The 26,006-nt window shown below is 45.4% G+C and carries 21 protein-coding genes; 13 read left to right on the top strand and 8 right to left on the bottom strand.

The features are described 5' to 3' along the window. The first annotated feature begins 234 nt into the window (after positions 1-234). Together G6R11_RS14990 and G6R11_RS14985 are read left to right on the top strand one after the other, a co-directional pair. Positions 235-3,465 (top strand): GH116 family glycosyl hydrolase, encoded by a 3,231-nt coding sequence (locus G6R11_RS14990; RefSeq protein ID WP_163133888.1) that lies wholly within the window; start codon positions 235-237, stop codon positions 3,463-3,465. A gap of 14 nt (positions 3,466-3,479) precedes the next feature. After that, positions 3,480-5,894 (top strand): GH36-type glycosyl hydrolase domain-containing protein, encoded by a 2,415-nt coding sequence (locus G6R11_RS14985; protein ID WP_163133887.1) that lies wholly within the window; start codon positions 3,480-3,482, stop codon positions 5,892-5,894. A gap of 64 nt (positions 5,895-5,958) precedes the next feature. On the opposite strand, the gene G6R11_RS14980 is transcribed toward G6R11_RS14985, so the two are convergent. The 5 genes from G6R11_RS14980 to G6R11_RS14960 all read right to left on the bottom strand — a co-directional run bounded on the left by G6R11_RS14980 (position 5,959) and on the right by G6R11_RS14960 (position 11,108). Further along, a complete protein-coding gene (locus G6R11_RS14980; protein WP_163133886.1) occupies positions 5,959-7,056 on the bottom strand; it encodes an ABC transporter ATP-binding protein in 1,098 nt (365 codons plus the stop codon). A 2-nt stretch (positions 7,057-7,058) separates the two neighbouring features. Then, positions 7,059-8,402 carry a GH1 family beta-glucosidase gene (locus G6R11_RS14975; protein WP_163133885.1) on the bottom strand — a complete coding sequence of 448 codons (1,344 nt, stop codon included), beginning with the start codon at positions 8,400-8,402 and terminating at the stop codon, positions 7,059-7,061. A 191-nt stretch (positions 8,403-8,593) separates the two neighbouring features. Next, positions 8,594-9,595 carry a LacI family DNA-binding transcriptional regulator gene (locus tag G6R11_RS14970; RefSeq protein ID WP_163133884.1) on the bottom strand — a complete coding sequence of 334 codons (1,002 nt, stop codon included), beginning with the start codon at positions 9,593-9,595 and terminating at the stop codon, positions 8,594-8,596. Positions 9,596-9,786: 191 nt separating this feature from the next. Beyond that, entirely contained in the window at positions 9,787-10,224 is a 438-nt protein-coding gene (gene dtd / locus G6R11_RS14965) for a D-aminoacyl-tRNA deacylase (protein ID WP_163133883.1), read from the bottom strand. Further along, positions 10,221-11,108 carry a virulence factor BrkB family protein gene (locus G6R11_RS14960; RefSeq protein ID WP_163133882.1) on the bottom strand — a complete coding sequence of 296 codons (888 nt, stop codon included), beginning with the start codon at positions 11,106-11,108 and terminating at the stop codon, positions 10,221-10,223. The genes dtd and G6R11_RS14960 overlap by 4 nt, the downstream gene beginning before the upstream one ends. Positions 11,109-11,302: 194 nt before the next feature. On the opposite strand from G6R11_RS14960, the gene G6R11_RS14955 reads away from it, so the two are divergent. The 7 genes from G6R11_RS14955 (at position 11,303) to G6R11_RS14930 (ending at position 17,907) form a co-directional block, all read left to right on the top strand. Then, complete coding sequence (locus G6R11_RS14955) at positions 11,303-12,862, top strand: SulP family inorganic anion transporter (protein WP_163133881.1); 1,560 nt, start codon at positions 11,303-11,305, stop codon at positions 12,860-12,862. A gap of 134 nt (positions 12,863-12,996) precedes the next feature. Continuing rightward, entirely contained in the window at positions 12,997-14,445 is a 1,449-nt protein-coding gene (gene cls / locus G6R11_RS14950) for a cardiolipin synthase (protein WP_163133880.1), read from the top strand. 327 nt (positions 14,446-14,772) lie between these two features. Further along, a complete protein-coding gene (locus G6R11_RS14945; protein WP_163133879.1) occupies positions 14,773-15,627 on the top strand; it encodes a PEP-CTERM/exosortase system-associated acyltransferase in 855 nt (284 codons plus the stop codon). 78 nt (positions 15,628-15,705) lie between these two features. After that, a complete protein-coding gene (locus G6R11_RS21905) occupies positions 15,706-15,828 on the top strand; it encodes a hypothetical protein (RefSeq protein WP_255494620.1) in 123 nt (40 codons plus the stop codon). Positions 15,829-16,027: 199 nt separating this feature from the next. After that, a complete protein-coding gene (locus tag G6R11_RS14940; protein WP_163133878.1) occupies positions 16,028-16,294 on the top strand; it encodes a hypothetical protein in 267 nt (88 codons plus the stop codon). A gap of 8 nt (positions 16,295-16,302) precedes the next feature. Then, positions 16,303-17,121 (top strand): hypothetical protein, encoded by an 819-nt coding sequence (locus G6R11_RS14935; protein WP_163133877.1) that lies wholly within the window; start codon positions 16,303-16,305, stop codon positions 17,119-17,121. A gap of 12 nt (positions 17,122-17,133) precedes the next feature. Then, complete coding sequence (locus tag G6R11_RS14930) at positions 17,134-17,907, top strand: hypothetical protein (RefSeq protein WP_163133876.1); 774 nt, start codon at positions 17,134-17,136, stop codon at positions 17,905-17,907. A 59-nt stretch (positions 17,908-17,966) separates the two neighbouring features. Here G6R11_RS14930 and typA read toward each other — a convergent pair whose 3' ends face one another. Continuing rightward, positions 17,967-19,787, bottom strand: coding sequence for a translational GTPase TypA (typA, locus tag G6R11_RS14925; protein ID WP_205472862.1), 1,821 nt, complete (start codon positions 19,785-19,787; stop codon positions 17,967-17,969). Between the two features lie 341 nt (positions 19,788-20,128). Between typA and glnA the strand changes: the two genes are divergently transcribed. The 4 genes from glnA to glnG all read left to right on the top strand — a co-directional run bounded on the left by glnA (position 20,129) and on the right by glnG (position 24,736). Further along, positions 20,129-21,535 carry a glutamate--ammonia ligase gene (gene glnA, locus G6R11_RS14920; RefSeq protein ID WP_163133875.1) on the top strand — a complete coding sequence of 469 codons (1,407 nt, stop codon included), beginning with the start codon at positions 20,129-20,131 and terminating at the stop codon, positions 21,533-21,535. Positions 21,536-21,639: 104 nt separating this feature from the next. Beyond that, the gene (locus G6R11_RS14915; RefSeq protein ID WP_163133874.1) at positions 21,640-22,182 is read left to right on the top strand and encodes a DUF4124 domain-containing protein; all 543 of its coding nucleotides are present in this window, start codon (positions 21,640-21,642) and stop codon (positions 22,180-22,182) included. Positions 22,183-22,258: 76 nt separating this feature from the next. Continuing rightward, positions 22,259-23,314, top strand: a complete 1,056-nt coding sequence (glnL, locus tag G6R11_RS14910) for a nitrogen regulation protein NR(II) (protein ID WP_163133873.1) — start codon at positions 22,259-22,261, stop codon at positions 23,312-23,314. A 12-nt stretch (positions 23,315-23,326) separates the two neighbouring features. Then, positions 23,327-24,736, top strand: a complete 1,410-nt coding sequence (gene glnG / locus G6R11_RS14905) for a nitrogen regulation protein NR(I) (protein WP_163133872.1) — start codon at positions 23,327-23,329, stop codon at positions 24,734-24,736. 75 nt (positions 24,737-24,811) lie between these two features. Here glnG and G6R11_RS14900 read toward each other — a convergent pair whose 3' ends face one another. After that, entirely contained in the window at positions 24,812-25,390 is a 579-nt protein-coding gene (locus G6R11_RS14900; RefSeq protein WP_163133871.1) for a type I DNA topoisomerase, read from the bottom strand. Between the two features lie 140 nt (positions 25,391-25,530). Beyond that, on the bottom strand, positions 25,531-26,004 hold the full coding sequence (locus G6R11_RS14895; RefSeq protein WP_016399899.1) for a DUF494 family protein: 474 nt from the start codon (positions 26,002-26,004) through the stop codon (positions 25,531-25,533). Between the last annotated feature and the right edge of the window lie 2 nt (positions 26,005-26,006).

The following is a 26,006-nucleotide window of genomic DNA, read 5'->3' as shown; positions in this document are numbered from 1 at the left end:
TCAAGGAACTATTAGCTAAAGCCGCAATCTGTATAGCTCGTAGCGGAGTAGCAGATATCAGAAATCAACATTCACTAATGAAAAATGACAGCTTCTTTCATGGCTTTCCTATTACGAAATCTTTTATTGAAGCTGATCACTTTTTCGAATTGAGGCGCTAAACAAGCAAATCCCAACTGTTAACATGCCATGTGAAAGCGCTTACACATCAAGGTATTTAGAGAGGTTGAACCAATGTTGCATCGTTACACCGCCCAATCCAGTTATCACGGCCAAGTTAAGCACTTGATGAGCCCAGGATTAGCGGATGAGTTTATTCAACCTTGGTACGTTCCTTTAAGTACTACACCGGCGGATACTGGCATTGCTTTAGGCGGTATTGGTAGTGCTTATACCTTTACTCCAGCAGGTACAACGCCTTTATTACATATGCTTCCCGGCTTGCATTTAAGCGACCACCAGCGCGATAGCCTGCGCTTGGAAGACTTCTACTTAAGCCAAACTGCAGCCGACGAGCAAAAACTAGTCATTGTTAACCTCAGCGATTTTCAGCAAAAACAAAAATTCTTTGCTTTAAGCAAGGTTGAACAAGCACCGCTATTTACCACCGACATGAATGTAGAGCAACAGCTTGCCACTCTTCAGCAGCTACTTGGTGAGCCAGAGTTTTATCAATGGAACGCGGCGAACTTACAGCGTTGGAAAGTAGAGTTATCTAGCAAAACTCAACAACTGATTGACGCGGCTAATCACAGCACTCAGTTGAATATAAGTTGGTTATTGGATTTCTACGATGGTGCTTTAGGGCTGCAACAGCAATCACAACAGGCCTTAATTGGCGACTGGGAGTCTCAGCAATATAACGGTGTCGCGGCTTGGCCTTGCGAACAAATAGACTACAGCGCACTTTATCCAGTGGCCAAACAACAGTTTAGCGGCCAACAAGCGATAAAAGTCAGCAAGTACCACTACAGTCCGGTTATTCCTAATCATGAAGATTGGGCAGCGCTGCCGCTTAGTTATACGCGGGTGGTACTGCACAATACCAGCGATAAGAGTCAGTTATTTAGTTTGGTAAGAAGCCTAGAAAATCTCAGCGGTTTTCAGGCCATTAAACAGCGCCCAGGGGTTCAGGATGCAGCTTGTAGCTTGGTGCGCGCAGCCAATGCTCAGCAGGCTCATGCCACCAGCTGGCAAACAGAAAATAGCCGCCACTACGCCATAGAAATGACTGGTAAAGCCAGCCCAGGTGTAGATTTTGATGGCCAAAGCTGTATCTCGGTATCAGCACCAACGCAGTGTTGTGTTAGCGCAAAACCATATTTTTATAGCAACACCAGCAGCCAACAAATTGCCGGCGCCCTCGCCAGCGGACGTTTCGCACAAGCAGTTGATCGTGGCATTTATAGCGGGCGCGAACTAAGCTCGAGTGCCTTATGTGTAAGTGGTGAGCTAGCTCCAGGTGAAAGTGTTGAGATCTTATTCTCACTGGTGCTCGACTTCCCACATATTCAATTACCCGGCTTAAGCAGCCAGAAAAAGTACCGCCAGTTCTACCCAGAAGCCCAAGGCCGCGCCTTAGCTATTTGTAAGCAAGCCATTGAAATAGAGCCTCAAGTGCAAGCCGCGCTTGCTACAGTGAATCAACAATTAATGCCCGATGCTTGCTTAGATACGCTGCCTATGTCCACCAGCGGCAAAGCTGAAACACGTACACTGGCGCTAAACACCCTATCATTTTTAGCTGAAGCTACAGTGTGGGATGAACAAGACCGCTTCTTAGTAAGAGAGTGTGCCGACTATCCTTTCTTCAATTCATTAGATGTTTACTTTTATGGTTCATTCTCGCTGTTACAGTGCTTCCCACGCTTAGATGGCGCAGTAATGCGTCACTTCTCACAGGCGGTATTGGCGGAAAACTCTATTGTGCGTCGTCACCACGAGTATGTAGGCCTGCCACATGCAGATTTACCCAATAGCAAAACCGAAGGCCCTCGCGCAGTGCGTGGTGCGGTGATTCATGATCTTGGCAGCCCCTTTGATGCCAAGCCCGACGCCTACGATTGGCACAACGTAAAAGAATGGAAAGATTTAGCACCAAAGTACATTTTGATGTTATTGCGTCATTATCGTTTTCACAGTGATAAGACCTTACTGCAAGATTGCTGGGAAGCTTGCCAAGCGGCAATGCATTACTTGCAAGCGATGGTTGAGCCAGGGCAGTGTTTTCCATTAACCCGAGGCACCGACGACACCTTTGATAATCTGTCGTCGCATGGTATTTCGGTATATTGCGGTTCATTGTGGATAGCCAGTTTAGAAGCTTATGCCAGCATTGCTGAACTGCTAAACAAAGCCAGTATTCCTCAGGAATACCGCTACCTTGCAAGCTGCGCACGCAAACAATTTCAAGCCAGTTTATGGGACGAAAAAGCTGGCTACTTCCACTTTTATGTCACGCCTTTGCAAATTGGTGACATAAAAGAAAGCCAGCGCGAGCAACTCATTACCAGCTTGCTCAACAGCCCATTTGCTCAACAGATGAAGCTTAAGCAAAACAGCTGCTCGGTGGAGTTGGTGGAAGCGCTTAACCGCTGGTTAACTATTCCAGAACCACTAGAACTGGGTGAGTTAAATCCAAACCTTGAACGGTTGTGGGTTAAACACCATGGTGAACAAACTTGGCCAATTGACGCCGAAAATCCGAAACCATGCCGCCAACTGCGTAAACTTGCACTGATTACGCTGGGCGATTTTTGGCAACAGTCATGGTTAGATAAACTAAACCTAGACAGCGATGACAGTTTTGCCGATCAGTTGTTGGCCGACAGTTACTGCCGGATGTTGCAACTGCCCGCCGTCGCTAGTGAGCAGCAACAGCGCCGCGCTCTAGAATACGTTTATAAACACAACTACCAAATAAACAGCGCGCGAGTAGGAGCCGCTAATTTAGTGAGCCGTAACGGCGACACTAAAGAGTGGGATAATTTCCAAGCCCACGATGTATGGATTGGCGTGCAGTATTCACTAGTCAATGCCATGGCCGCCTTGGGTATGCAACAGCAAGCGGCTGATTTACTCAGTGCCTGTTACCGCAATTTATATCTTGATGCTCGCGTTCCCTTTGCAGCGCCAGAGGGTTTTAACGCCAGCTGCCGTTTTGACACCAAGCAGTTTGACCAGCTTGATGATGCAACAGCGATTGAGCTTAACAAGGCACTTATTGAACTAGGCTTACTCTATGCCGACGGCCGAATCGCCGCCGATATTCCACGCCAGCTCAGCGAGTTTAAGCTGCGCACTGCCACTTTGTGTCAACAATTTCAGTTAGACAGCCAAACGCTGTTTTACGCCCTTCACCATACCGGATTGAAGTACACCGCTGGTCGTTACTTCCGCCCTGGAATGATCTTTTCCTTGCCCTTGGTGACTTCAAACACCAAGCCAGAACAGCATTCAGCTTAAAACTTGAGGTAAATATGAACAAGCAATACGGTTACTTCGATGACCAAAACAAAGAGTACGTACTCACTACACCAAAAACGCCGATCAAATGGGCTAACTACGTTGGCACGCTAGACTTTGGCGGCCTAGTTGACACCACCGGTGGCACAGTAGTGTGTAAGCAAGATCCGGCCTTAAACCGCATCACCAAGTACATTGCTCAGCTGCCTCAGTCTGAATTCAAGGGTTCTACCATTTACATTCGCCGTGAAACCGAGCAGGGCTACCAGCTATTTTCTCCGTTTTATACGCCGTGTTTAGAAGCCTTAGACAAGTTTGAATGTCGAGTAGGTTTATCTTACACCCGCTGGGTTGTAGAAGCGCAAGGCCTACAAGTTGACGTAAAAATCTTTGTACCACAAGGCTCTAGCACCCTATTACAAGACATTAAAGTAACTAACATTAGCCAACAAAACCAAGTGGTTGACGTAGCACCGGTGTATGAGTTCACCCACTTCGACGCATTAAAGCAGTTAGTTAACGCTGACTGGGTTCCGCAAACCATGACCCTAAAAGCGCACGCTGAAGATAGCGGCCATGTGGTGTTAGAACAATACGCCTACATGAAACGCGATAGCGCAGTTAACTACCTAAGCTGTAACCGCCCTGTGGATTCATGGGAAGGGGATCGTCGGGCATTTCTTGGCGATAACGAGTTTGGTTCTTGGTCTAAGCCTTTATCTTTACAAGAAGCTAGCCTAAGTAACTCTGAATGTGACCGAGGTGATAACGTTGGTGCCTTGTTGGTTAAGCTGGGCGAACTAGCTCCAGGACAATCTGAGCGCGTCATCACCCAGCTGGGCCAAGTACCTAACTTGCAAGACGCTGAAGCTGATATTGCTTTATACCGTAACGAACAAGCAGTTGATCAAGCATTTGCTGAGCTAAGTGGCTTTTGGGAAAACTACCTTGATGTGATGCAGGTAGACACTCCAGACAACGCTATGAACTCAATGCTCAACGTGCACAACCCACGTCAATGTCATACCACTAAAAACTGGTCACGCTACTTGTCGCTTTACCAGCTAGGTTATGGTGCTCGTGGCATTGGCTTCCGTGACTCCTCACAAGATTTAATCGGCGTAATGGCACACATGCCGCAAGAAGCACGCGAGTTTGCCGAGCGCTTGCTGTCGGTTCAGCTAGAGAATGGTTCGGCCATGCACCAGTACTTCCCACTCACCATGGAAGCCAACGAAGGTGACTCTCGTGAAGAGCCTGATTGCCCAGATTACTATGGTGATGACCACTTATGGATTGTGCTTACTGTTGCGCAATACTTAAAAGAAACAGGCGATTTAGCCTTCTTAGACAAACCGATTACCTACTACAGCAAAACCTTAGAGCTAGCCGATCGCAGCCAAGGCAGTGTTTACGAACACCTACTAAAATCCATTGATTTTACTTGGAATAACATTGGCGAACATGGCCTACCGCTTTTAGGGTTTGCCGACTGGAATGACACGGTTAACCTACCTAGCGGCGCGGAATCTTTATTTGTTGCCAACCTATTTGGTAAGGCGCTTAAAGAGCTAATCGACATTGCGACAGCTATCGACGATAAAGCCAACCTGGAATTGCTAAATGGCTACTACCAAGAAATGAAGCAACGGGTTAATCAACATGCTTGGGATGGTGAATGGTGGGTACGCTACTTTACCAATGAAGGCGAGCCAATTGGCTCTCATAAAAACCAGCACGGTAGCTTGTATACCAATGGCCAATCTTGGCCGGTGATTTCAGGCTTTGCCGAAGGCGACCGCATGTTGGCCGGCTTAGATGCAGTGAATCACAAACTTAATACAAAGTACGGCATTATGCTATCAGGCCCTGGCTACAACGGCTTTGATCCTCAGCTTGGAGGGGTAAGTACTTACCCACCGGGAGCTAAAGAAAATGGCGGCATTTTCTTACACTCTAACCCTTGGGTAATGATGGCTGAAACCATTGCTGGCAACGGTGACCGAGCGTTTGAATACTACAACCAAATTAACCCGGCCTTCCATAACGATAACTTGGATGTGTTCCAATCTGAACCTTATTGTTACCCGCAAAACATACTAGGTAATGAGCACAAACAATTTGGTATGGGACGTAATGCTTGGTTATCTGGTACTTCTGCCTGGACCTATGTAGCGGGAACCCAATACATACTGGGCATTAAACCTACCTTAGCAGGTCTTGAGGTTGACCCTTGTATTCCTAAAGCTTGGCCAAGCTTTAGCGTGAAACGTCGCTACCGTGGCGCTCAATACAATATCACTGTGAGCAATCCACAGGGTGTTAGCTCAGGTGTGGCAAGCATTAAGGTTAACGGTGAAGCGATTAGCGGTAAGCTGCTTCCGGTATTTACTGACGGAGAACATCAGGTTGAAGTGGTGCTAGGCTAAGCCTCGCACTCAACCACAAAAAAGCCAGCGTTAAGCTGGCTTTTTATTTTGTGCTTAACGCATGTTAAGGCTTAGCTAAAGACTCTTGGGTTTCACCATCAAACAAGTGCACAAAGGTAGCATCTAAAAAGATGTCTAATGCACTGGGTAATTTGCTGTGCTCTGCCGGCGCTTCAATAACAATGCTTTGCCCACCTAGCTCGGCTTTAACATGCATAGTAGCCCCCAGTAATTCACTGTCGGTGAAAGTAGCTTTAGCCGCAATCACATGGCTTGGTTCTAGCTGTTTCTCGTGCAAGTGAATATCGTTGGGGCGAATACCCAAGGTTAGCTCTTGGCCTTCTTGTAACTTCCCAACAAACTTCTCAGGCGCCTTAATTTCTTGACCTACTAACTCTAATAGCCACTCTCCCTGCACCTGCTTTGCTTTGGCTGGGATCATATTCATCGACGGTGAACCAATAAAGCCTGCAACAAATTGGTTTGTTGGCTGGGTAAATACTTGGTAAGGCGTGCCGATTTGCGCGGTAACCCCTTTGTTCATTACCACAATCCGATCAGCAAGGGTCATTGCCTCAACCTGATCATGGGTTACATACAAAGTGGTGACGCCCAACTTATTGTGCATGTCTTTTATTTCAGCGCGCATTTTTCCACGTAATTTAGCGTCTAGGTTGGACAGTGGTTCATCAAACAAAAACAGCTTAGGCGTGCGCACCATGGCGCGTCCCATAGCTACTCGCTGGCGTTGGCCGCCAGACAGTTGCTTGGGTTTACGATTAAGGTAATCAGTTAGCTGTAGCATATCGGCGGCCCACTCTACCGATTTCTTAATTTCTTCTTTGTTAACCCCTTGAACCTTGAGCGCAAAGGCAATGTTCTCGTACACTGTCATATGCGGGTAAAGCGCGTAGCTTTGAAATACCATGGCTAAATCGCGATCCTTCGGGTCAACATCATTCAGGCATTTATCGCCCATGTTAATCTGACCCGAAGTGATGGTCTCTAAACCCGCCACCATTCTTAAGATGGTTGACTTACCACAACCCGACGCGCCGAGTAATACAACAAATTCACCATCACTCATCTCTATATCGAAACCTTTAACGATTTCGACCTTACCGTAACTCTTACGAAGATCTTTAAATGACAGTGACGCCATAATTATGCTCCTGCGCGTTGTTTTAGAAACTGTTGAAAGTAAGTAGCGCTTTGTTTAGGCACCCGTTGCTGGGTTTCGTAATCAACATATACGATGCCAAAACGCTTTTCGTAACCGAAGGCCCACTCGAAGTTATCCATTAAGCTCCAAGCAAAATAGCCTTTTAGCTCAACCCCTTGCTCAATGGCATCGGCGAGCGCATTCAAATGCGATTGGTAGTAATCGCAGCGTTGCTGGTCGATCACTTTGCCATCTTCTAGGGTATCTGCCCCAGCCATACCATTTTCGGTAATAAAAATTGGTGGCAGTTTATATCGCTCATTGAGTTTAGTGAGCAAGCCGGTTAAGGCTTGTGGACACACTTCCCAACCCATATCGGTGCGCTCTACGCCTTCTAAAGTCACCTGTTTTGGACCATGTTCGGTAGCTTTAATCACATGGCGGGTATAGTAGTTGATGCCCAAATAATCGATGGGCTGCTTTATTAGCTCTAAGTCACCAGGCAAAATGGTTGGCCACCATAGCGGTTTCTGCTGGCGAATCGCTTCTGGGTATTGTCCTTCGATGATTGGCTGTAAAAACCAATGAATACCTTGTTGCTCATCAAAGTCGGCAGCCAGCACATCTGCTGCATTGTTCGGATCAGCAGGGTAAGCCGGCGTGAAGTTAAGCACGATGCCGTGCTCTGCATTTGGCGCATTCTCACGCATCTTAGGTAGGGCTAAACCATGTGCTAGCAGAATATGGTGGGCAGCTTGAAAACCAAACTTATCTTCGGTTAAACCTGGTGCATGTTGGCCAAAGCGGTAACCTAAAAAGGCACTACACAAAGGCTCGTTAAAGGTGGCATAGCTATATACATCATCACCCAATGCTTTAGTCATAATGTCGGCAAATTCAGCGAACTTATATGCTGTTTCACGACTTAACCAACCACCTCTGTCTTCAAGGTACTGAGGTAAATCCCAGTGATAAAGGGTAACAAATGGCTTTATGCCCAACTGTTTAAGTTTGGCAATGAGCTGTTGGTAAAAGGCGATGCCTTTGTCATTTACCTGGCCTTCTACCGGCATAATCCGTGGCCAAGCAATCGATAAACGATAAGCATCTACACCCAGCTCTGCAATCATTTCCAGATCTTCTTCCCAACGGTGGTAATGATCGCAAGCTATAGCGCCATCGTCACCGTTGGCTACTTTCCCAGGAGTGGCACAAAAGCGATCCCATATAGATTCGCAGCGCTCATCTTCTTGGTTAGCACCTTCGATTTGGAAGGCAGCGGTTGCTACACCAAAAATAAAATCCGAACGGCGAAACGGAGACGACTTTGGAAAATCAAAAGACATACAACAACCTCAAACTGCGCCCACGGGGCGGCATGTTACACATATTATGGGATTAAAAAGACGACCAGTTGTCACTGGCGATCGATGTTAGCTATAAACTTGTAGAAGCCTATAGCTAACACCAAGCAAGGAGTCGTTTAAAGCTGGGGGGGAATAATCACATTCAAACTCCTTACATATAGATATGCTTATTAACTAACTGGTGGGGCGCTAGATTCACGCACAATAAGCGAGGGCTCTAACTGCACGCCATTGACCAAATTTTTATCGGCTAAATTTTGCAACACCATATTGGCAGCAATAGTACCCATTTCTTCAATAGGAAAACGAATGGTGGTTAGCTTTGGTCGCAAGTAGCGCGAGTAAAACATATCATCGTAGCCCACCACTGAAATGCGCTCTGCCGGAGATTCGTTATCTTGCGACAGAATGTCATAAACACTAATAGCGATGTTATCGTTACCACACACCACACCAGTAAAATCGATACCTCGCTGAAACAGCTTAGCCGCCGCTTTAGTACCACCATCTTCTTGATACAAACCTTCAACAATAAGTTGAGGATCGTATTCTATGCCCGCTTCACTCAGCGCGTTTCGATAGCCTTGTAGACGCTCTCGCGCATCAAAGTGCACCAATGGACCGGTAATCGAAGCAATGCGAGTATGGCCTAAATCAATTAAATGTTTGGTGGCCAAATAGCCACCTAGCTCGTTGTTCAAATAAATACAACGGTGCGCTAGTTCTGGCACATAACGGTTTAATACAAATACATTTGGGTTACGGGTACACAGCTCAATCAATTCGTCATCGCTCATGGCTTGAACCACCAGCAATATGGCATCAACACGGCGTGAATTAAGAAATCGAATGGCTTCACGCTCTTGCTCAATATTGTCGTGCCCACTCGTGGCAATAAGGTGCTGACCCTCTTTGCGTAATACTGACTCGATACTGTGCATCATTGGTCCAAAAAACGGACCCGATAAGGTACCTACTACAATCCCAACACTGTAAGAGCGGTTAGTAGCCAGAGCCTGCGCAAAAGAGTTAGGTTGATAACCCAATTTGTCCATCGCGGCCATAACTCGCTCGCGATTAACATCGGAAACCTTGTTATTGCCGTTCATTACTCTGGATACGGTTGCTTGCGAAACACCCGCTAGATCAGAGACTTCCTTGATCGTTGCCATTATTACTATAGCCTCTCTGTATTTGTAAGCGCTCTCACACAAAACCTTTCTGGGCACAGTCAGATTTTAAGCTTACCCGTGAAAGCGCTTTCTCTTAATATGACCGATTAAAGTCATTTGTGTCAATTGCCTTTCTAGGCAGCAAATCTGATATGTGAGCCGCCGCAAAGTTTCGATTTTATTGATGAAAATTAAATCTGTAGCCAAAAAGTCATCGGCCCGTCGTTGACCAAAGAGACTTGCATATCGGCGGCGAATTCACCGGTTTCGGTGGCCATTCCACGGTCGCGACAGGCACTAACAAAGTGTTCATAAAGGTGTTTGGCTTGCTCGGGGCTAGCGCCTTTAGAGAAACCAGGGCGTAAACCTTTGTCGGTATCAGCAACCAAAGTGAACTGAGAGACCACCAATATACTGCCGCCAGCTTGCTGCACGTTGAGGTTGGTTTTGCCTTGTTGGTCTGCAAAAATGCGGTACTTAATCACTTTTTCACAAAGCTTGGTGGCCTTTGCTTGGTCATCACCTTGCTCGACGCCTAACAGCACTAATAAGCCAGGCCCTATTTCACCAATAATTTGATCAGACACACTTACGCTGGCTTGTGTGACCCGTTGAATCAACGCAATCATTCAGACTCCTCAATGATAATACTGTTCTCTTGTGCTTGTTGGTCTTCGGTAAACTCGCCTAAAGCGGCGGTAATTTCGGCGCCAATCAACACCACAATCCAACTGACATAAACCCATACAAACAAAATAGGAATGGTGGCTAACGCACCATAAATAACTTGGTAAGAAGGAAAAGATGCAACATAAAAAGCAAAGCCTCGTTTACCCAGCTCAAACAACAAAGCCGCTACCACAGCACCACTTAAACCGTGCATGAAACGAATCGACTTGTTTGGCACCAATAAATACAACAAGCAAAAGGCACCTATTGAAAAGATTAAAGGCACCATGCGCAGTATTTGATTCCAAATGCCCAGCAGCGTCTCATCGGCAAATAGCTGCATTGAGAAGATGTAAGAACTTAGCGCCAAGCTCCCACCCATTAACAAAGGTCCCAAAGTTAGAATCATCCAATACATTGGAAAGGCACTACTCCAGCGGCGCTTTTCTTTAACCCGCCAAATAATATTCAAGCTATTATCAATAGCCGAAATCAGCATTAAGGCCACTACGGCTAAAGCAGCAATACCTACCGCAGTCATTTTTGAGGCGTTTTCCACAAAGCCGCGCAAACTCTGCTTCACCACTTCACCAGAGGCCGGCACAAAGTTACTAAACACAAAATCTTCGATTAAGGTTTGAAAGCCAGAAAATACCGGGAAGGCACTAATAATTGAAAAGGTAACTGCTACTAAAGGCACCAGGGAGAGTAAGGTAACGTAAGCTAATGAGCCGGCGATCATAGTCAGTTTTTCTTGTTTTATCCGCTCAAACAAGAAAAGCGCAAAGGCTTTACTTTGCTGGAAAAGCGCTTGCCAATTAGGCGTTTTTTGCTGCCCGCTCATGATTCATTTCACTCCTTTGCAATATCTCGCTAAAGGATGAACTAGTTAATGATGCAACTCAAGTTTAACAAGGGTTTAAGCGGCAAACTTGGCTAAAAAAAGCTGAACAAAAGCTGATGTTTTTTTGAACTGAATCACATTAAGTGCTAGACTCCCGCCCCATTTCCTTTCGTTCTTTATTGGATCCTAAGAACATGTTTGAATTTCCAAAATTTCGGGGAGCTACAGTCAAAAATGACTTACTTTCCGGTTTAACGGTTGCACTCGCTTTAGTTCCTGAAGCAGTGGCCTTTGCCTTTGTTGCCGGTGTAGAACCTTTAGTGGGTTTGTATGCGGCATTTATGGTGGGTTTAATTACCGCGGTCATTGGTGGTCGCCCAGGTATGATCTCGGGAGCAACGGGCGCTCTAGCGGTAGTAATGGTGGCCTTAGTCGCCGACCACGGTGTGGAGTATTTATTTGCCACCGTAGTATTGATGGGGATTTTGCAAGTCTTAGCTGGAGTCTTCCATTTGGGTAAATTTATCCGCATGGTGCCGCACCCAGTAATGCTAGGCTTTGTAAACGGCTTGGCTATTGTGATTTTCTTAGCCCAACTTGGTCAATTCAAAGTGCCTAATGCCTTTGGCGAATTAGAGTGGATGCAAGGCAGCCAGCTTTGGATCATGCTAGGTTTAGTTGCTATCACCATGGCAGTAATTCACTTTTTGCCAAAACTTACCAGTGCTATTCCAGCCTCGCTAGTGGCTATTGTAGGTGTCACTGCGGCCGTGCACGTACTAAACTTAGATACCCGTACGGTAGTTGATTTTGTGCGCGGTATGACCGGTGACGCCAACGCCACTATTGCTGGCGGTTTGCCGAGCTTCTCTATTCCAAGTGTTCCTTTAAACCTAGAAACACTAAAAATCATCTTCCCTTATGCCATCGTTTTGGCGGCAATCGGTTTGATTGAATCACTACTAACACTTACCGTAGTTGACGAAATGACCGGCACTCGTGGACATGGTAACAAAGAATGTATTGGCCAAGGTGTGGCTAACGTAACCACTGGCTTCTTTGGTGGTATGGGTGGTTGTGCCATGATTGGTCAGAGCATGATTAACATTCGCTCGGGTGGTCGTGGTCGCTTGTCGGGTATCTCTGCCGCTTTAGCGTTATTAGGTTTCATTCTATTTGGTTCTTCGCTAATCGAAATGATACCGCTAGCTGCTCTAGTGGGTGTGATGTTCATGGTAGTGCTTGGCACCTTTGAGTGGGCCAGCTTACGCATGATTAACAAAGTACCAAAAGCGGATTTCTTTGTGATTGTATTGGTTTCAGTGGTCACGGTATTCACCGATTTAGCGGTAGCTGTTGTGATTGGTGTAATTGTATCGGCCTTAGTATTTGCTTGGAATCACGCCAAACACATTTACGTAACTACCACTAGCGTAGATGAAGAACATAAAGTTTATGAGCTTGATGGGCCTTTATTCTTTGGTTCTACTGCTAACTTCTTAGAGCTGTTTAACCCTGCTAACGACCCTAAAGATGTAGTGATTGATTTCGCTAAGTCTCGGGTAAGTGATCACTCAGCGATTGAAGCGATTGATACCCTGGCAGAGCGTTATGAAAAAGCCGGTAAAACACTTCACCTTAAACACCTTAGCCCAGAGTGTCGCAAGCTACTCACTAAGGCTGGAAGCGCAGTAGAAGTGAACTTGATTGAAGATCCTAGTTATAAAGTTGCCACCGATACGCTAGATAACTAAGTAACCCTTAGCTCAGTGCACAGCTAATAAGTGCCACGGTAAAACAGCTAATAGCCGCTACTCATTTGAGTTAGCGGCTTTTTTACACCCTTCGTGCTAGATTAAAACTATCTTTGTCGTTTAAAGGCCAACGAGTGCTTGATAGCTTTCTCTCTGATTTAGGTCTTCTTATCTATGCTCTGCTTATCGTAGCAGTGGCATTGCAAGTAATGTTAAAACGTCGCCCGGTTGGCGTAACCCTTACTTGGCTTTTGCTTATTTTCGCTCTGCCACTGGTAGGCATTATTTGCTATCAGCTATTTGGTGAGCGCTACCTAGGCAGACTGCGAGCAAAACGCGCGCGCTTAATGGAGGCCAAATACAAACAAAGCTTACACCTTTTCGACCAATCTCCTCACGTGGTAAAACAGTCTTGTTCTGATGTTGCCGAACCGCTCAACAAACTCACTCGTCGACTATTGGGTTTACCTATATTGAGTGGCAACAAACTGCACAATTTCGAAGACTCTCTAGAAACCTTAAAACAGCTAACCGCTGATATACAGCAAGCTGAATCTACGATTTACATGGAATTTTACATCGTTCAACAAGGTGGTTTGGTAGAGCCTTTGCTTGAGGCCTTAGTGGATGCGGCCAAGCGCAAGGTGAATGTTTACTTACTGGTTGATTCAGTGGGTTCTAGTGAATTTCTCAAGTCTAGCGCGTCAGCACAATTAGCTAAGGCTGGAGTTAATTTGGTAGAAGCGCTGCATGCCAATCCAGTGCGAATGCTGCTACAACGCATCGATTTACGCCTGCATAGGAAAATCGTAGCCATTGATCAGCAGCTAGCTTATACCGGCTCGATGAACTTAGTCGATCCTCGCTTTTTTAACCAACAACGTGGCGTGGGACAGTGGGTAGACTTAATGCTAAGGGTAGAAGGCCCTGCTGCTTTAAACTTACAAGCAGTGGTTGCCTACGACATAGAAATGGAAACCGGCGAAGCCCTGATTGAGCAACTTGATTTACTTGCAGCGACTGAGCCTCTTGGCCAGCAGCGGATGCAAATTATGCCATCAGGTCCGGGTATTTTTGGTGACCATATTATTCAATTATTGCTTAGCTCGCTATACCTGGCTAAACAGCAAATTGTATTAACCAGTCCCTACTTTGTGCCGGACGAAAGCCTGCAAATGGCGCTAGTTACCGCTGCCAGCAGAGGGGTTGAAGTGAACCTCATCTTACCGGCGAGGAATGATTCGTTTTTGGTCCGTTATGCCAGCCATTCCTTCTACCAACAGCTATTAGATGCAGGCGTAAATATCTATAAGTTTAATGGCGGTTTGTTACATACCAAAAGCCTACTCATTGACCAGCAAGTGGCCTTGGTGGGGACAGTAAATTTAGATATGCGCAGCTTGTGGCTGAATTTTGAAGTGACCTCAATTATCGATGACCAAGCCTACGCGGCAGACTTAAATCGCATCATGCTGCGCTACCTAGAACAAAGTACCCGCATCAATGCCATCGCTTGGAAAAAACGCCCTGTTTATCGCCGCTTATTAGAAAACATCGTTCATATTGTCAGTCCGCTTTTATGACACTGAGGGCATAATTACACAAAGCCACAAATGGTGTTCTATGAAACACATAACTATTCAGAACTAACAACAGCGCTTTAAACTCGTACCTGTGTTGAATATCGCTACCCCATCACCCACCCATCTCAAAAAGCCCATTAAAACTACAATACTCCAATATCATGAATAAGGTTTTCACAGTGACCAACATGAGTTAGAGCACAGTTTCATACAATAATTATCTAATTAAAGTGACTAAATTCATAAAAACACCTCTAATTGATATCATTGTAATTATCGACAATAACTAGCACTGCTAGACATTTAAGGGATTAATTAGGTTTTCCAGTGAGTTATCAACAACCCAGCGCCATTGCACCGCGAAAATTGCAGTTGTCTGCATCTTCAGTCAAGCAACTTGCAGTTCAACATCAGGCTGACGAGCTCGCCCAACGTTATCAACGTTACTTTCAAGCCAGTATTGCTAGCAATGACGAAGAAGTGGCGAAGATCTACCAATTGCGCCATCGCGTGTATTGCGAAGAATTTCAGTTTGAGCCTAGCAATCAGCTGCAAATGGAGCGAGATGTTTACGACAGCTATTCGCATTACTGCCGAGTGCAACACCTTAACTCTGGTTTAGATGCCGGTTGCCTAAGAATGGTCAGCCCTAACCAGCAACAAAGCATCCCCTTGCTAGACTCTTGTAAATCGGCCATTAGCCATCAAGAGCTTCACCCTGAAAATTTTGCTAAAGAGAGCATTTGTGAAGTCTCTCGCGTTGCACTAGATACTCAGTTTCGGCGACGAAAAATTGATCGTAAAAATGGCGCAAATCCAGCAGGAGCAGGCTTAAACGAATTTAGTCAAAAAGAGCTACGTACCTTTCCCTACATCACCATGAGTTTATATTTAGCCGCTTCCATCGTTGCCGAGCAATGTGGGATAAAACACGCCTATGTGATGGTTGAGCCAAAACTTGCCCGCAGCCTATCTATGTTTGGTATTAAGATGACCCGAATTGGGCCTAATATTGATTATCATGGCATTCGCGCAGCTTACCACATTACCCTAGAGCGCTTTCAAGAGCATTTACCGCTGCTTTACCAGCCCTTGTTCGAGCTAATCAAACAAACCGTGAAACCTAGCCCCGCACTACTCGCAAGTAATAATCAGGTAAGCTCTTTGCTTACAGACATTTAGACATTGCCGTTAAACTTTAGACAACAAAAAAGGCAGCCTAGGCTGCCTTTTCAACGCTAAATCAAAATTAAGACTTCGGTGGAAGACCGCTATCAACATTACTTTCAAGCCGGTATTGGTAGCAATGACAACGAAGTAGCTAAGATCTACCAATTACGCCACCGGGTATATTGCGAAGATATTAATACTAACATCTCGTAAACAGAGCAATGTTATGCCTATTCCTAAGCGCAAAGAGAATAGTTTCAAACAACCTAAACAACTCAATTAACGTAGGTTTATCGACAAGATACAACTAGATCAATATTCAAGTAGCCATAGCTGGTTTCCCCCACACGGTATTGACAACAATAATATTAATGGTAAGTTTCAACTTGCATTCATAGATAAGGAAATCAACTTGCTAAAAAATTTCATCATCCTTGCCTTAATTGCTCTCTTGGCAGCATGCGGCGGTGGAGGTTCTGATGGCTCAGGCTCAGTAAACAATGGTTTTGACCCAGGCAAAAGCGAGCAAACCGTTACTGCTGAAGAACTGAACGCAGCAATTGCCGAAAACTCAGGCCAACTAGAATTGTCAGAAGGCAGTTCCACCACCATTGAAGGCGATCTAGCCCTTACATCAAACCAATCTTTAGTCGTCAAAGGCGACCTAATCATCAAGTAGGATCAAGGATGAATAAGCTTCTTCTTTCTGCGCTAATTAGCGCAACACTCTCTGCAAACGCACTGGCAGCTAGCCTAGATGTGTATGGTGAAATTAAAGTCCACGGTGTTACTGTAATAGATGAGAACGGCATGTTGGTAGCGAGTGGACCAACAGCAGCTGTATCACTGGATGAGTACTTTTATGTCAGTGGCATTACTTACGAACGCAGACATACCAATAACTCTAACTCCGAATTCACCTACTACTCCACAGAGGCTTTCGCCACTGATGGTAGCTATACAGAATCAGTCAAGGATTCAGATAACAACCTAAGCTATACATATCAAGAATTTCCCACAAATTATGGCTACCAATACCAAGTAGCGACCGCAGATGGTGCTATGAGCTGTAGTGGTGAAGTTCATGAGAGCATTTCTCAAGAATTACCTGACAGTCTCTCTGTAGGCGCGAATTACGCCGTAATTGGCGACAGCCTCAAGACATGGCAATGCAACTTTGGTGAAGTTGACGATGACGTTACTGAAGAAAAGACTATCTATAGCATTTTGGCACAATCGAGCTATCAGCTAGGCGAAACTACTTTAGAAGAATGTATTATTGTCAGAGCATACAGTTTAACTGTAAACAATGATTACCCCTCTAGCTCTGATTCTATGGAGGTTCGATGCAAAAACATAGGCTTAGTTGAAAGATCGAATCAAGGCTCAAGGTTAGAGACTTTGTCTTATCAGCAACTTGAGACAAGCAGCAGCCGGGCGCTGTCAAATGGTTCACAAATTAGGTTGCCGATGACCCGTCTTCCTATTTTGAATGCCGAAAAATAGCGAGGGCGCGTGATGAATAAACAAATATTATGCTCAATGCTCGGGCTTTTATTGTCCACTCCCTGTTACGCCGCGAGTTTAGATGTGCATGGGGAGATCAAAGTCAATGGCAAGACTGTGATATCGGATACAGGGGCAGTTGAGATAGATAGCTTAGGAGAGAGAGCAATACTCATTGAAGACTATCTAGAATCAACGAATGTTGAGTTGGAGCTTGAAGTAAGTTACTTCTACGAATATAACAACAAGCAGGTTAAAGGTTTTGCTACAGAAACTTACTATGCAAACGGTGACTACCAATATTCAGAAGAATTGGAGGATGGTTCTCAGTCCCTTTTCACAGAAACTCTTACCTCTGAAGGTTATGATTTAGAAACTAGCGGTGTCCGCGTATGGAGCGAAGAGCCAGAACACTGGAGCTGCAGCGGTTCAGGAACACTGAAGTTTGAGCCTAAGCTCCCCTCTACGCTACTCAAGAGCTCGCCAGCTACAGAGACCAGAATAGTGAGTGAGGTTGAGATCTGCTCAGATGGAACTGAACAACAAGAAAGATTAAATAATGATCACCGAATCTTTACTTATCTGGGTAAAACTACTTACAGCTACGGCGAGTTAAATTTTGAAGATTGTATTTTAGTTTTAAGGCAAAGAAACCACCGACACTCGCAGGGTATACGTACTAACAACGAATTTGTTAAATATTGTAAAGATGTCGGCTTTGTTGAAATTCACTCAATGGGCCGGCGATATAAAGCCACATCCATCTCTGTAGCTGGAAATCCCTAGATTTCCCTTGTTCAGACAAAAAAGGCAGCCTAGGCTGCCTTTTTAACGCTAAGTCAAGATTAAGACTTAGGCGGACGACCAGCGCGTTTACGCTCGTTTTCAGTTAAGTGGCGCTTACGAATACGGATATTCTCCGGCGTTACTTCTACTAATTCATCGTCATCAATAAACTCAAGCGCTTGCTCAAGGGTCATTACGATTGGTGGTGACAGTACCTGCGCTTCATCAGTACCTGATGCACGTACGTTAGTTAGCTGCTTACCTTTCAAACAGTTAACGGTAAGGTCGTTATCGCGAGTGTGAATACCCACTACCTGACCTTCATATACTTCATCAGCATGCTGAGTAAACAAACGACCACGCTCTTGAAGATTAAACAAAGCGTAAGTCAGTGCTTTACCTGTAGCGTTAGAAATCAATACACCATTTTGGCGCTGACCAATTACACCACCTTTATGCGGACCATAGTGATCAAAAGTATGGTAGAGCAAACCTGAACCTGAGGTTAAGGTCATGAATTCCGTTTGGAAGCCAATCAAGCCACGAGAAGGAATCATAAAGTCCATACGAATACGGCCTTTACCATCAGGAGACATATCAGTTAACTCACCTTTACGTAAGCCAAGCTGCTCCATAATGCTACCTTGATGCTCTTCTTCAACATCAATAGTGACTACTTCGTATGGTTCTTCTAGGTTGCCGTCTACGGTGCGTAGAATTACTTCTGGGCGAGATACCGCCAGCTCGAAACCTTCACGACGCATGTTTTCAATCAAGATACCTAAGTGCAGCTCACCACGACCAGATACACGGAACTTATCTGGATCTTCAGTTTCTTCTACACGCAAGGCTACGTTGTGTACCAACTCTTGTTGTAAACGCTCAAGAATATTTCGTGAAGTAACGTATTTACCTTCTTTACCAGCAAACGGAGAGGTGTTTACTTGGAAAGTCATAGTTACGGTAGGTTCGTCTACAGAAAGTGCCGGTAGCGCTTCTACGTTACTCTGATCACAAATCGTATCAGAAATTTTCAACTCACCTAAGCCAGTAATAGCGATGATGTCACCAGCATTGGCTTCTTTCACTTCGTGACGATCAAGGCCTAAGTAGCCCAATACTTGGCCTACTTTACCGTTACGGGTTTTACCATCGGCACCGATAACAGTGATTTGTTGATTAGTTTTGATTGAACCGCGTGATACGCGACCAATTCCGATAACACCTACATAAGAGTTGTAGTCAAGTTGTGAGATTTGCATTTGCAAACCTTCGCCTGGCTTAGCTTCTGGTGGTGCAACATTATCAACGATAGCTTGGAACAGAGGTTCCATGTTATCTGTCTCAACACCTTCTTCTGAGCTAGCCCAGCCGTTTAGCGCTGATGCGTAAACAACTTGGAAGTCTAACTGGTCATCGGTAGCACCTAAGTTATCGAACAAATCGAATACTTGGTCCATTACCCAATCAGGACGTGCGCCTGGCTTATCGATTTTGTTAATTACCAGAATAGGTTTTAAACCTTGAGCAAATGCTTTCTGAGTAACAAAACGAGTTTGTGGCATTGGGCCTTCTTGGGCGTCTACCAACAACAATACTGAATCAACCATAGACAAAACACGTTCTACCTCACCACCGAAGTCTGCGTGTCCAGGGGTGTCTACGATGTTGATGTGGTAATCGTTCCACTCAATCGCCGTGTTTTTTGCCAAGATGGTAATACCACGTTCTTTTTCAAGATCGTTCGAGTCCATTACCCGCTCTTCAGCATCACCACGCGTTTGTAGGGTTCCAGATTGCTGCAATAGTTTGTCTACCAGGGTAGTCTTCCCGTGGTCTACGTGAGCAATAATGGCGATGTTTCTTAACTTATCTAGCACGGCTTTCAGCCCTTTTTATTGTGAGGTAAAAGTAAAAAGTGCGCCATTGTACATATAAACGGCAAATTCTCATAGTTTTAAGTTGATCACGGTTTTTCAGCTACCCAATTAGGGTATGATAGCTAGGGCCAAAAACTCACTGCACCAAAATGGACAAGAATAGCACCAACAAAGTGCAAAGCTCTGCACTAAATTGATGCCTTATCAATTTTTAGCCATGTAAATCAGCACTTTATGTGTTGGCACAGTTTTAGCTTTATGCAACACAACCACGATTATTCGTATAAATAACTATTAAATCGATTGAACCATCAATTTTGATGACACCGGAGGTTAAAAACATGTCTGCAGAAGTTTTAGCTTTGCTTAAAGAGCAAGAAGTTAAATTTGTTGACCTACGCTTTACCGATACTAAAGGTAAAGAGCAACACGTATCTATTCCATCTCACCAAGTTGACGAAGATTTCTTCTCAGACGGTAAAATGTTTGATGGCTCTTCAATCTCAGGTTGGAAAGGCATTAACGAATCAGACATGGTATTGATGCCTGACGCAGCAACAGCTGTATTAGACCCATTCACTGAAGAAGTTACTCTAAACATTCGTTGTGACATTCTTGAGCCTTCTACAATGCAAGGTTACGACCGTGACCCACGCTCTGTAGCTAAGCGCGCTGAAGAGTACATGCGCTCTACTGGTATTGCTGATGCAGCATACTTCGGTCCAGAGCCAGAGTTCTTCTTGTTTGACGATGTTAAATACAAAACTGACATGTCAGGTTCTATGTACAAAATTGATGCTGATGAAGCATCTTGGAACTCAGACAAGCACTTCGAAGACGGTAACACTGGTCACCGTCCTGGCGTTAAAGGCGGTTACTTCCCAGTAGCTCCAGTTGATTCTTCACAAGACCTACGTTCAGCAATGTGTCTAGTTCTTGAAGAAATGGGTCAAACTGTTGAAGCTCACCACCACGAAGTAGCAACTGCTGGTCAGAACGAAATCGCAACTTTATTCAACTCTATCGTTGAAAAAGCTGATGAAACTCAGGTTCTTAAGTATGTTGTTCACAACGTAGCTCACGCTTACGGTAAAACAGCAACCTTTATGCCTAAGCCAGTTGTTGGTGATAACGGTAGCGGTATGCACGTTCACCAATCAATTTGGAAAGACGGCGAAAACTTATTTGCTGGCGACCTATACGGCGGCCTATCTGAAACTGCATTGTTCTACATTGGCGGTATCATCAAGCACGCAAAAGCAATTAACGCTTTTGCTAACGCTTCTACTAACTCTTACAAGCGTTTAGTACCTGGCTTCGAAGCACCTGTTATGCTTGCTTACTCAGCACGTAACCGTTCAGCTTCTATCCGTATTCCAGTAGTACCATCGCCTAAAGCGCGTCGTATTGAAGTACGTTTCCCTGACCCAACAGCTAACCCATACCTAGCATTCTCTGCAATGTTGATGGCTGGCCTTGACGGGATCAAAAACAAAATCCACCCTGGCGATGCTATGGACAAGGATTTGTACGACCTACCTGCAGAAGAAGCAGCTGAAATCCCGCAAGTGGCAACTTCACTTGAAAATGCACTAGCTTGCCTAGACGCAGACCGCGATTTCTTAACCGCTGGCGGCGTGTTCAGCAACGATTACATCGATTCTTACATCGCATTGAAATCTGCTGACGTTGAGCGCATCAACATGACAACTCACCCAGTTGAGTTTGAATTGTACTACAGCGTATAAACAAAACGTTACACGGCTTAAAAAACCCGCTTTAAAGCGGGTTTTTTTATTGCTTTTCAATACGTTTTTGCCCACCTTTAGCAAATTGAATGGAGGAATTATCAATGAGCAAATGGTTTGCTATAGCTTTATTAATCAGCGGCGCAGTCTTTGGCGTTCAAGCGGCTGACAAAATTTACCAATGGGTGGATGAAAATGGTATTACCCATTTCTCTGACCGTCCCCAAGTTGGCGCAACAGAACTAAAAGTTGATGTGGCACCACCAGCCACCGACGGCCCAATTGTTACACCGCGCACGCCACTGAAGAAGAAACAAAAACCCATTCAGTATCAAGTTAATATTACCAGCCCAAGCCACGAGCAAACCATTCGTGACAACGAAGGTAAAATATCAATCAGTGCTAGCTCTACACCGGTGCCCCTAAACAGCATGGGCTACAAGTTGGTGCTTGATGGTGTACCACAAGGGCAAATCACTAAAATGGGTAGCTTCCAGCTCACCAACATTGATCGCGGCGCCCATACAATTCAGGTGCAGCTAGTTGATGATTCAGGCAAGGAAATTGCATCGTCTAAGCCCATAACCGTATTCTTGCACCGCGCTAACGCATTTGGCGCCGGAGCGGCCGCAGCAGGGGGAGGCTAATTTGTCACTCTCTGCTTTTTGAGCTTAAACTCAGTGCAAGAGCACCAACTTGGTGCGCATCATTCAGGAGAGAGTAGTGTTAGATATTTCTGGGCTAGAGCGCTTAGTATTGGAAAATCAAGTTACCGCCATTGTGCTGCTTGATGCAGAACTAAAGATTCAATACGTAAATGCCTCTGCAGAACAACTACTCGGCCAAAGTGCTAAGCGGCTTATTGATGAGCCGCTAGCCACTCAAGTTAAACATAGCTCACTGGATCTCGGTAAACTCGATGCCGTATGTGGCTCGGGGCAAAGCTTCACCGACAATGAAGTCACCTTGGTTTTTGATAGTCACCACGCCTTGGTAGAGCTATCAGCCACAAGTATCAACAATCAGAACAGAAATTTGCTGATGCTAGAAATGCGCGCCATTGGCCAGCAAAAGAAAATATCCCAAGAGCTTTATCAACATGCTCAACAACAGGCAGCCAAAGAACTGGTTCGCGGCTTAGCCCACGAAATTAAAAACCCACTTGGCGGCTTACGAGGCGCAGCCCAACTACTTGAAAAAGAGTTGGTAAATCCAGAGTTAAAAGAATTCACCGGCATTATTATCGAGCAAGCCGACCGTTTAAGAAAACTGGTTGATCGATTACTTGGCCCGCAGCGACCAGGTTTACATGAACTGCACAATGTTCATTCAGTGCTCGAGAAAGTAAGGCAGCTGGTTAAGCTTGATTTACCCGTGGGTATTAGTGTTGAGCGCGACTACGACCCAAGCATTCCTGATTTTGAAATGGATCATGAGCAGCTGCTACAGGCATTTCTCAACATCGTGCAAAATGCAGTACAAGCACTTGGCCAAAACGGCGGTAACATCAACATCGTTACCCGTACTGCACATCAAGCCACTATCGCCGGCCAGCGTTTTAAGCTCGCCGCAGAAATAAGAATTATCGACAACGGGCCAGGCATACCTACCGAGCTACTCGATACCCTGTTCTACCCTATGGTAACAGGCCGAGAAGGCGGAACCGGTTTAGGTTTGTCTATTGCACAAAATTTAATAAATCAGCATAAAGGGAAGATTGAATGTGCCAGTTGGCCAGGTCATACCGAATTTACCATTCACCTTCCTCTCAGACGTTAAGGAAGTACTAACATGGCAGCAACAATATGGGTCGTTGATGACGACAGCTCCATTCGGTGGGTGTTAGAAAAAGCGTTAAAAACTGCAGGTTACGATTGCTTGAGTTTTGCCGATGGCGAAATGATGCTACAGCAGCTTGATTATGAGCAACCCGACGTAGTGATCTCAGACATTCGCATGCCCGGCATGGACGGTTTGAGTTTATTAGAGAAGATCCAAAGCCACTTTCCAGAGATGCCGGTTATTATTATGACCGCCCACTCAGACTTAGATAGTGCAGTAAACGCCTACCAGCGCGGTGCCTTTGAATATTTGCCTAAGCCCTTCGACATTGATGAAGCGGTTGCCTTAACCGAGCGTGCAGTCACTGTTTCTCGTGAACAGAAAGGCAATAAAGCAAACAACAAACCTAGCTCTCCGGCACCAGAAATTATTGGTGAAGCCCCTGCCATGCAGGAAGTGTTTCGCGCCATTGGCCGCTTATCTCGCTCAAGCATTTCGGTACTCATTAATGGCCAATCTGGTACCGGTAAAGAGTTAGTCGCCCACGCTCTGCATAAACACAGCCCTCGCGCCAGCGGCAGCTTTATTGCCTTAAACATGGCAGCGATTCCAAAAGATTTAATTGAATCGGAGCTATTTGGTCACGAGAAAGGTGCATTTACCGGCGCCAATAACATCCGCCACGGCCGCTTTGAACAAGCTAATGGTGGCACCCTGTTTTTGGATGAAATTGGTGATATGCCACTGGATATTCAAACTCGCTTGTTAAGAGTATTAGCCGACGGTCAGTTTTATCGCGTAGGTGGTCATTCTCCCGTGCAGGTTGACGTGCGAATCATTGCCGCAACTCACCAAAACCTCGAGAAAAAAGTAGCCGAAGGCGACTTCCGTGAAGATTTATTCCACCGCCTAAACGTAATTCGCATCCACCTACCCTCTTTATGTGAACGCCGAGAAGACATTCCGGCTTTAGCTAAGCATTTCTTAGAGATAGCCGCCAAAGAGTTAAACGTAGAGAGCAAATTACTGCACAAAGATACCCAGCGATTCATGATGCAATTGGCTTGGCCAGGCAACGTGAGGCAGTTAGAAAACGTTTGTCGTTGGTTAACGGTAATGGCCAGTGGTCAAGAAGTGCTACCGGCAGATCTTCCGCCAGAGTTAAGCCAACCAGTAGTAACAGAAACCGGCGAAACTGCCGATGCAAACTGGCGTTCGCTGCTTAAGAGCTGGGTTTCTCAGCAGTTAGTCTCTGGACAAATCGACATACTTGGCGAAGCCATGCCTGACTTTGAGCGCATCATGCTCACTACCGCGCTAGAGCATACCCACGGCCACAAACAAGAAGCCGCAAGATTGTTAGGTTGGGGACGCAATACGCTTACCCGTAAGCTCAAAGAGTTAGACGTAGAAGCCTAGAGCCCTGCAAGCAACTAAAAAAGGAGAACAGTGAGTTCTCCTTTTTTGTAGGTTTGCTTGGTATCGCCGCTGTTGCTAAGACTCCACCAAAGGAGCACTTTTATAACTACAGGATTTTTGCGGACATACTTCTCGCTTACCGGCTGCCGTTTTCTTCAACACCAAAAGCTTCCAGCCACAATCTGGGCATGGCTTGGCGATAGGCTGATCATTCACTGCATAAGAGCATTTAGGGTAAGCGTTACAGGCATAAAAGGTTTTGCCATAACGCGATTGCCTCGCAGCCAACTTGCCCTTATTGCATGAAGGGCAGCTGATATCTGGCGAACTTTGCGCTTGCGGTTGAGCCGATTCAATATGCTGACAGCTAGGAAAAGCACTACAGCCAATGAACATACCGTAACGTCCTTGGCGCAGCATTAACTCTTCACCACACTCCGGGCACTCGGTCCCAGGCAGCACTTTATCTAAAGAATGATCTTGTTGGTGCAAGGCTCGACTATAGTCGCAACTTGGGTATTGGCTACAGCCTAAAAACGGGCCAGATTTACTGTTGCGATGCTGAAGCTCGCCACCACATTTTGGGCAAACGTCGTATTCTTTTTCTAAGGCGTGTTCGTGGGCAGAAAATAACTTTGGATCTATCTTAGACATGCTGACACCTCGTTAAACTTTGCTAAGCATAACAAAATGGCGCGAATAGGCTATTGATTCGACGCAAGCACAGCCTTTATCGAAGCAATAATCGGTGCACGGCCTTAATTGCAGCGCACCTTTTATCGTTGAGTCAGTACTTAGTGCAGCGGACCATCACCCAAATCGAATAATAACTCTTCCATTTGCTGATAAGCCGACTCACTGCCCGGAACATTAAATAGAACCATTAAGATGACCCATTTTAAATCTTCCAGTTCTAACTCTGGTCCATCAAGTTCCATTACGCGATCAATTACCATTTCACGGGTTTCCGCGTTAAGTACCTTCATCTGCTCTAAGAACAGTAAAAAGCCTCGGCACGGTACATCCAACTTGGCAATTTCTGGTGCGGTATACACCCGTAATGAGGGAATCTCAGAAGGATTTAAATAAGGCTGTTTGTCGCTATCTTGCAAGGCTGCAAGCTGCTCCAACCAATCTAGTGCCTTATAGATTTCTTCTTTATGAAACCCTGCGCGACTGAGCTCTTCTGTAAGCTCATCGTGATCCATCAACAGCTCTACATCACTATGAATGTAGGTTTCGAACAGATACATGAGGATATCAAACATAG

Source organism: Agarivorans sp. Alg241-V36 (assembly GCF_900537085.1).
GTDB lineage: Bacteria > Pseudomonadota > Gammaproteobacteria > Enterobacterales > Celerinatantimonadaceae > Agarivorans.
This window is presented reverse-complemented; position numbering and strand designations above follow the sequence as displayed.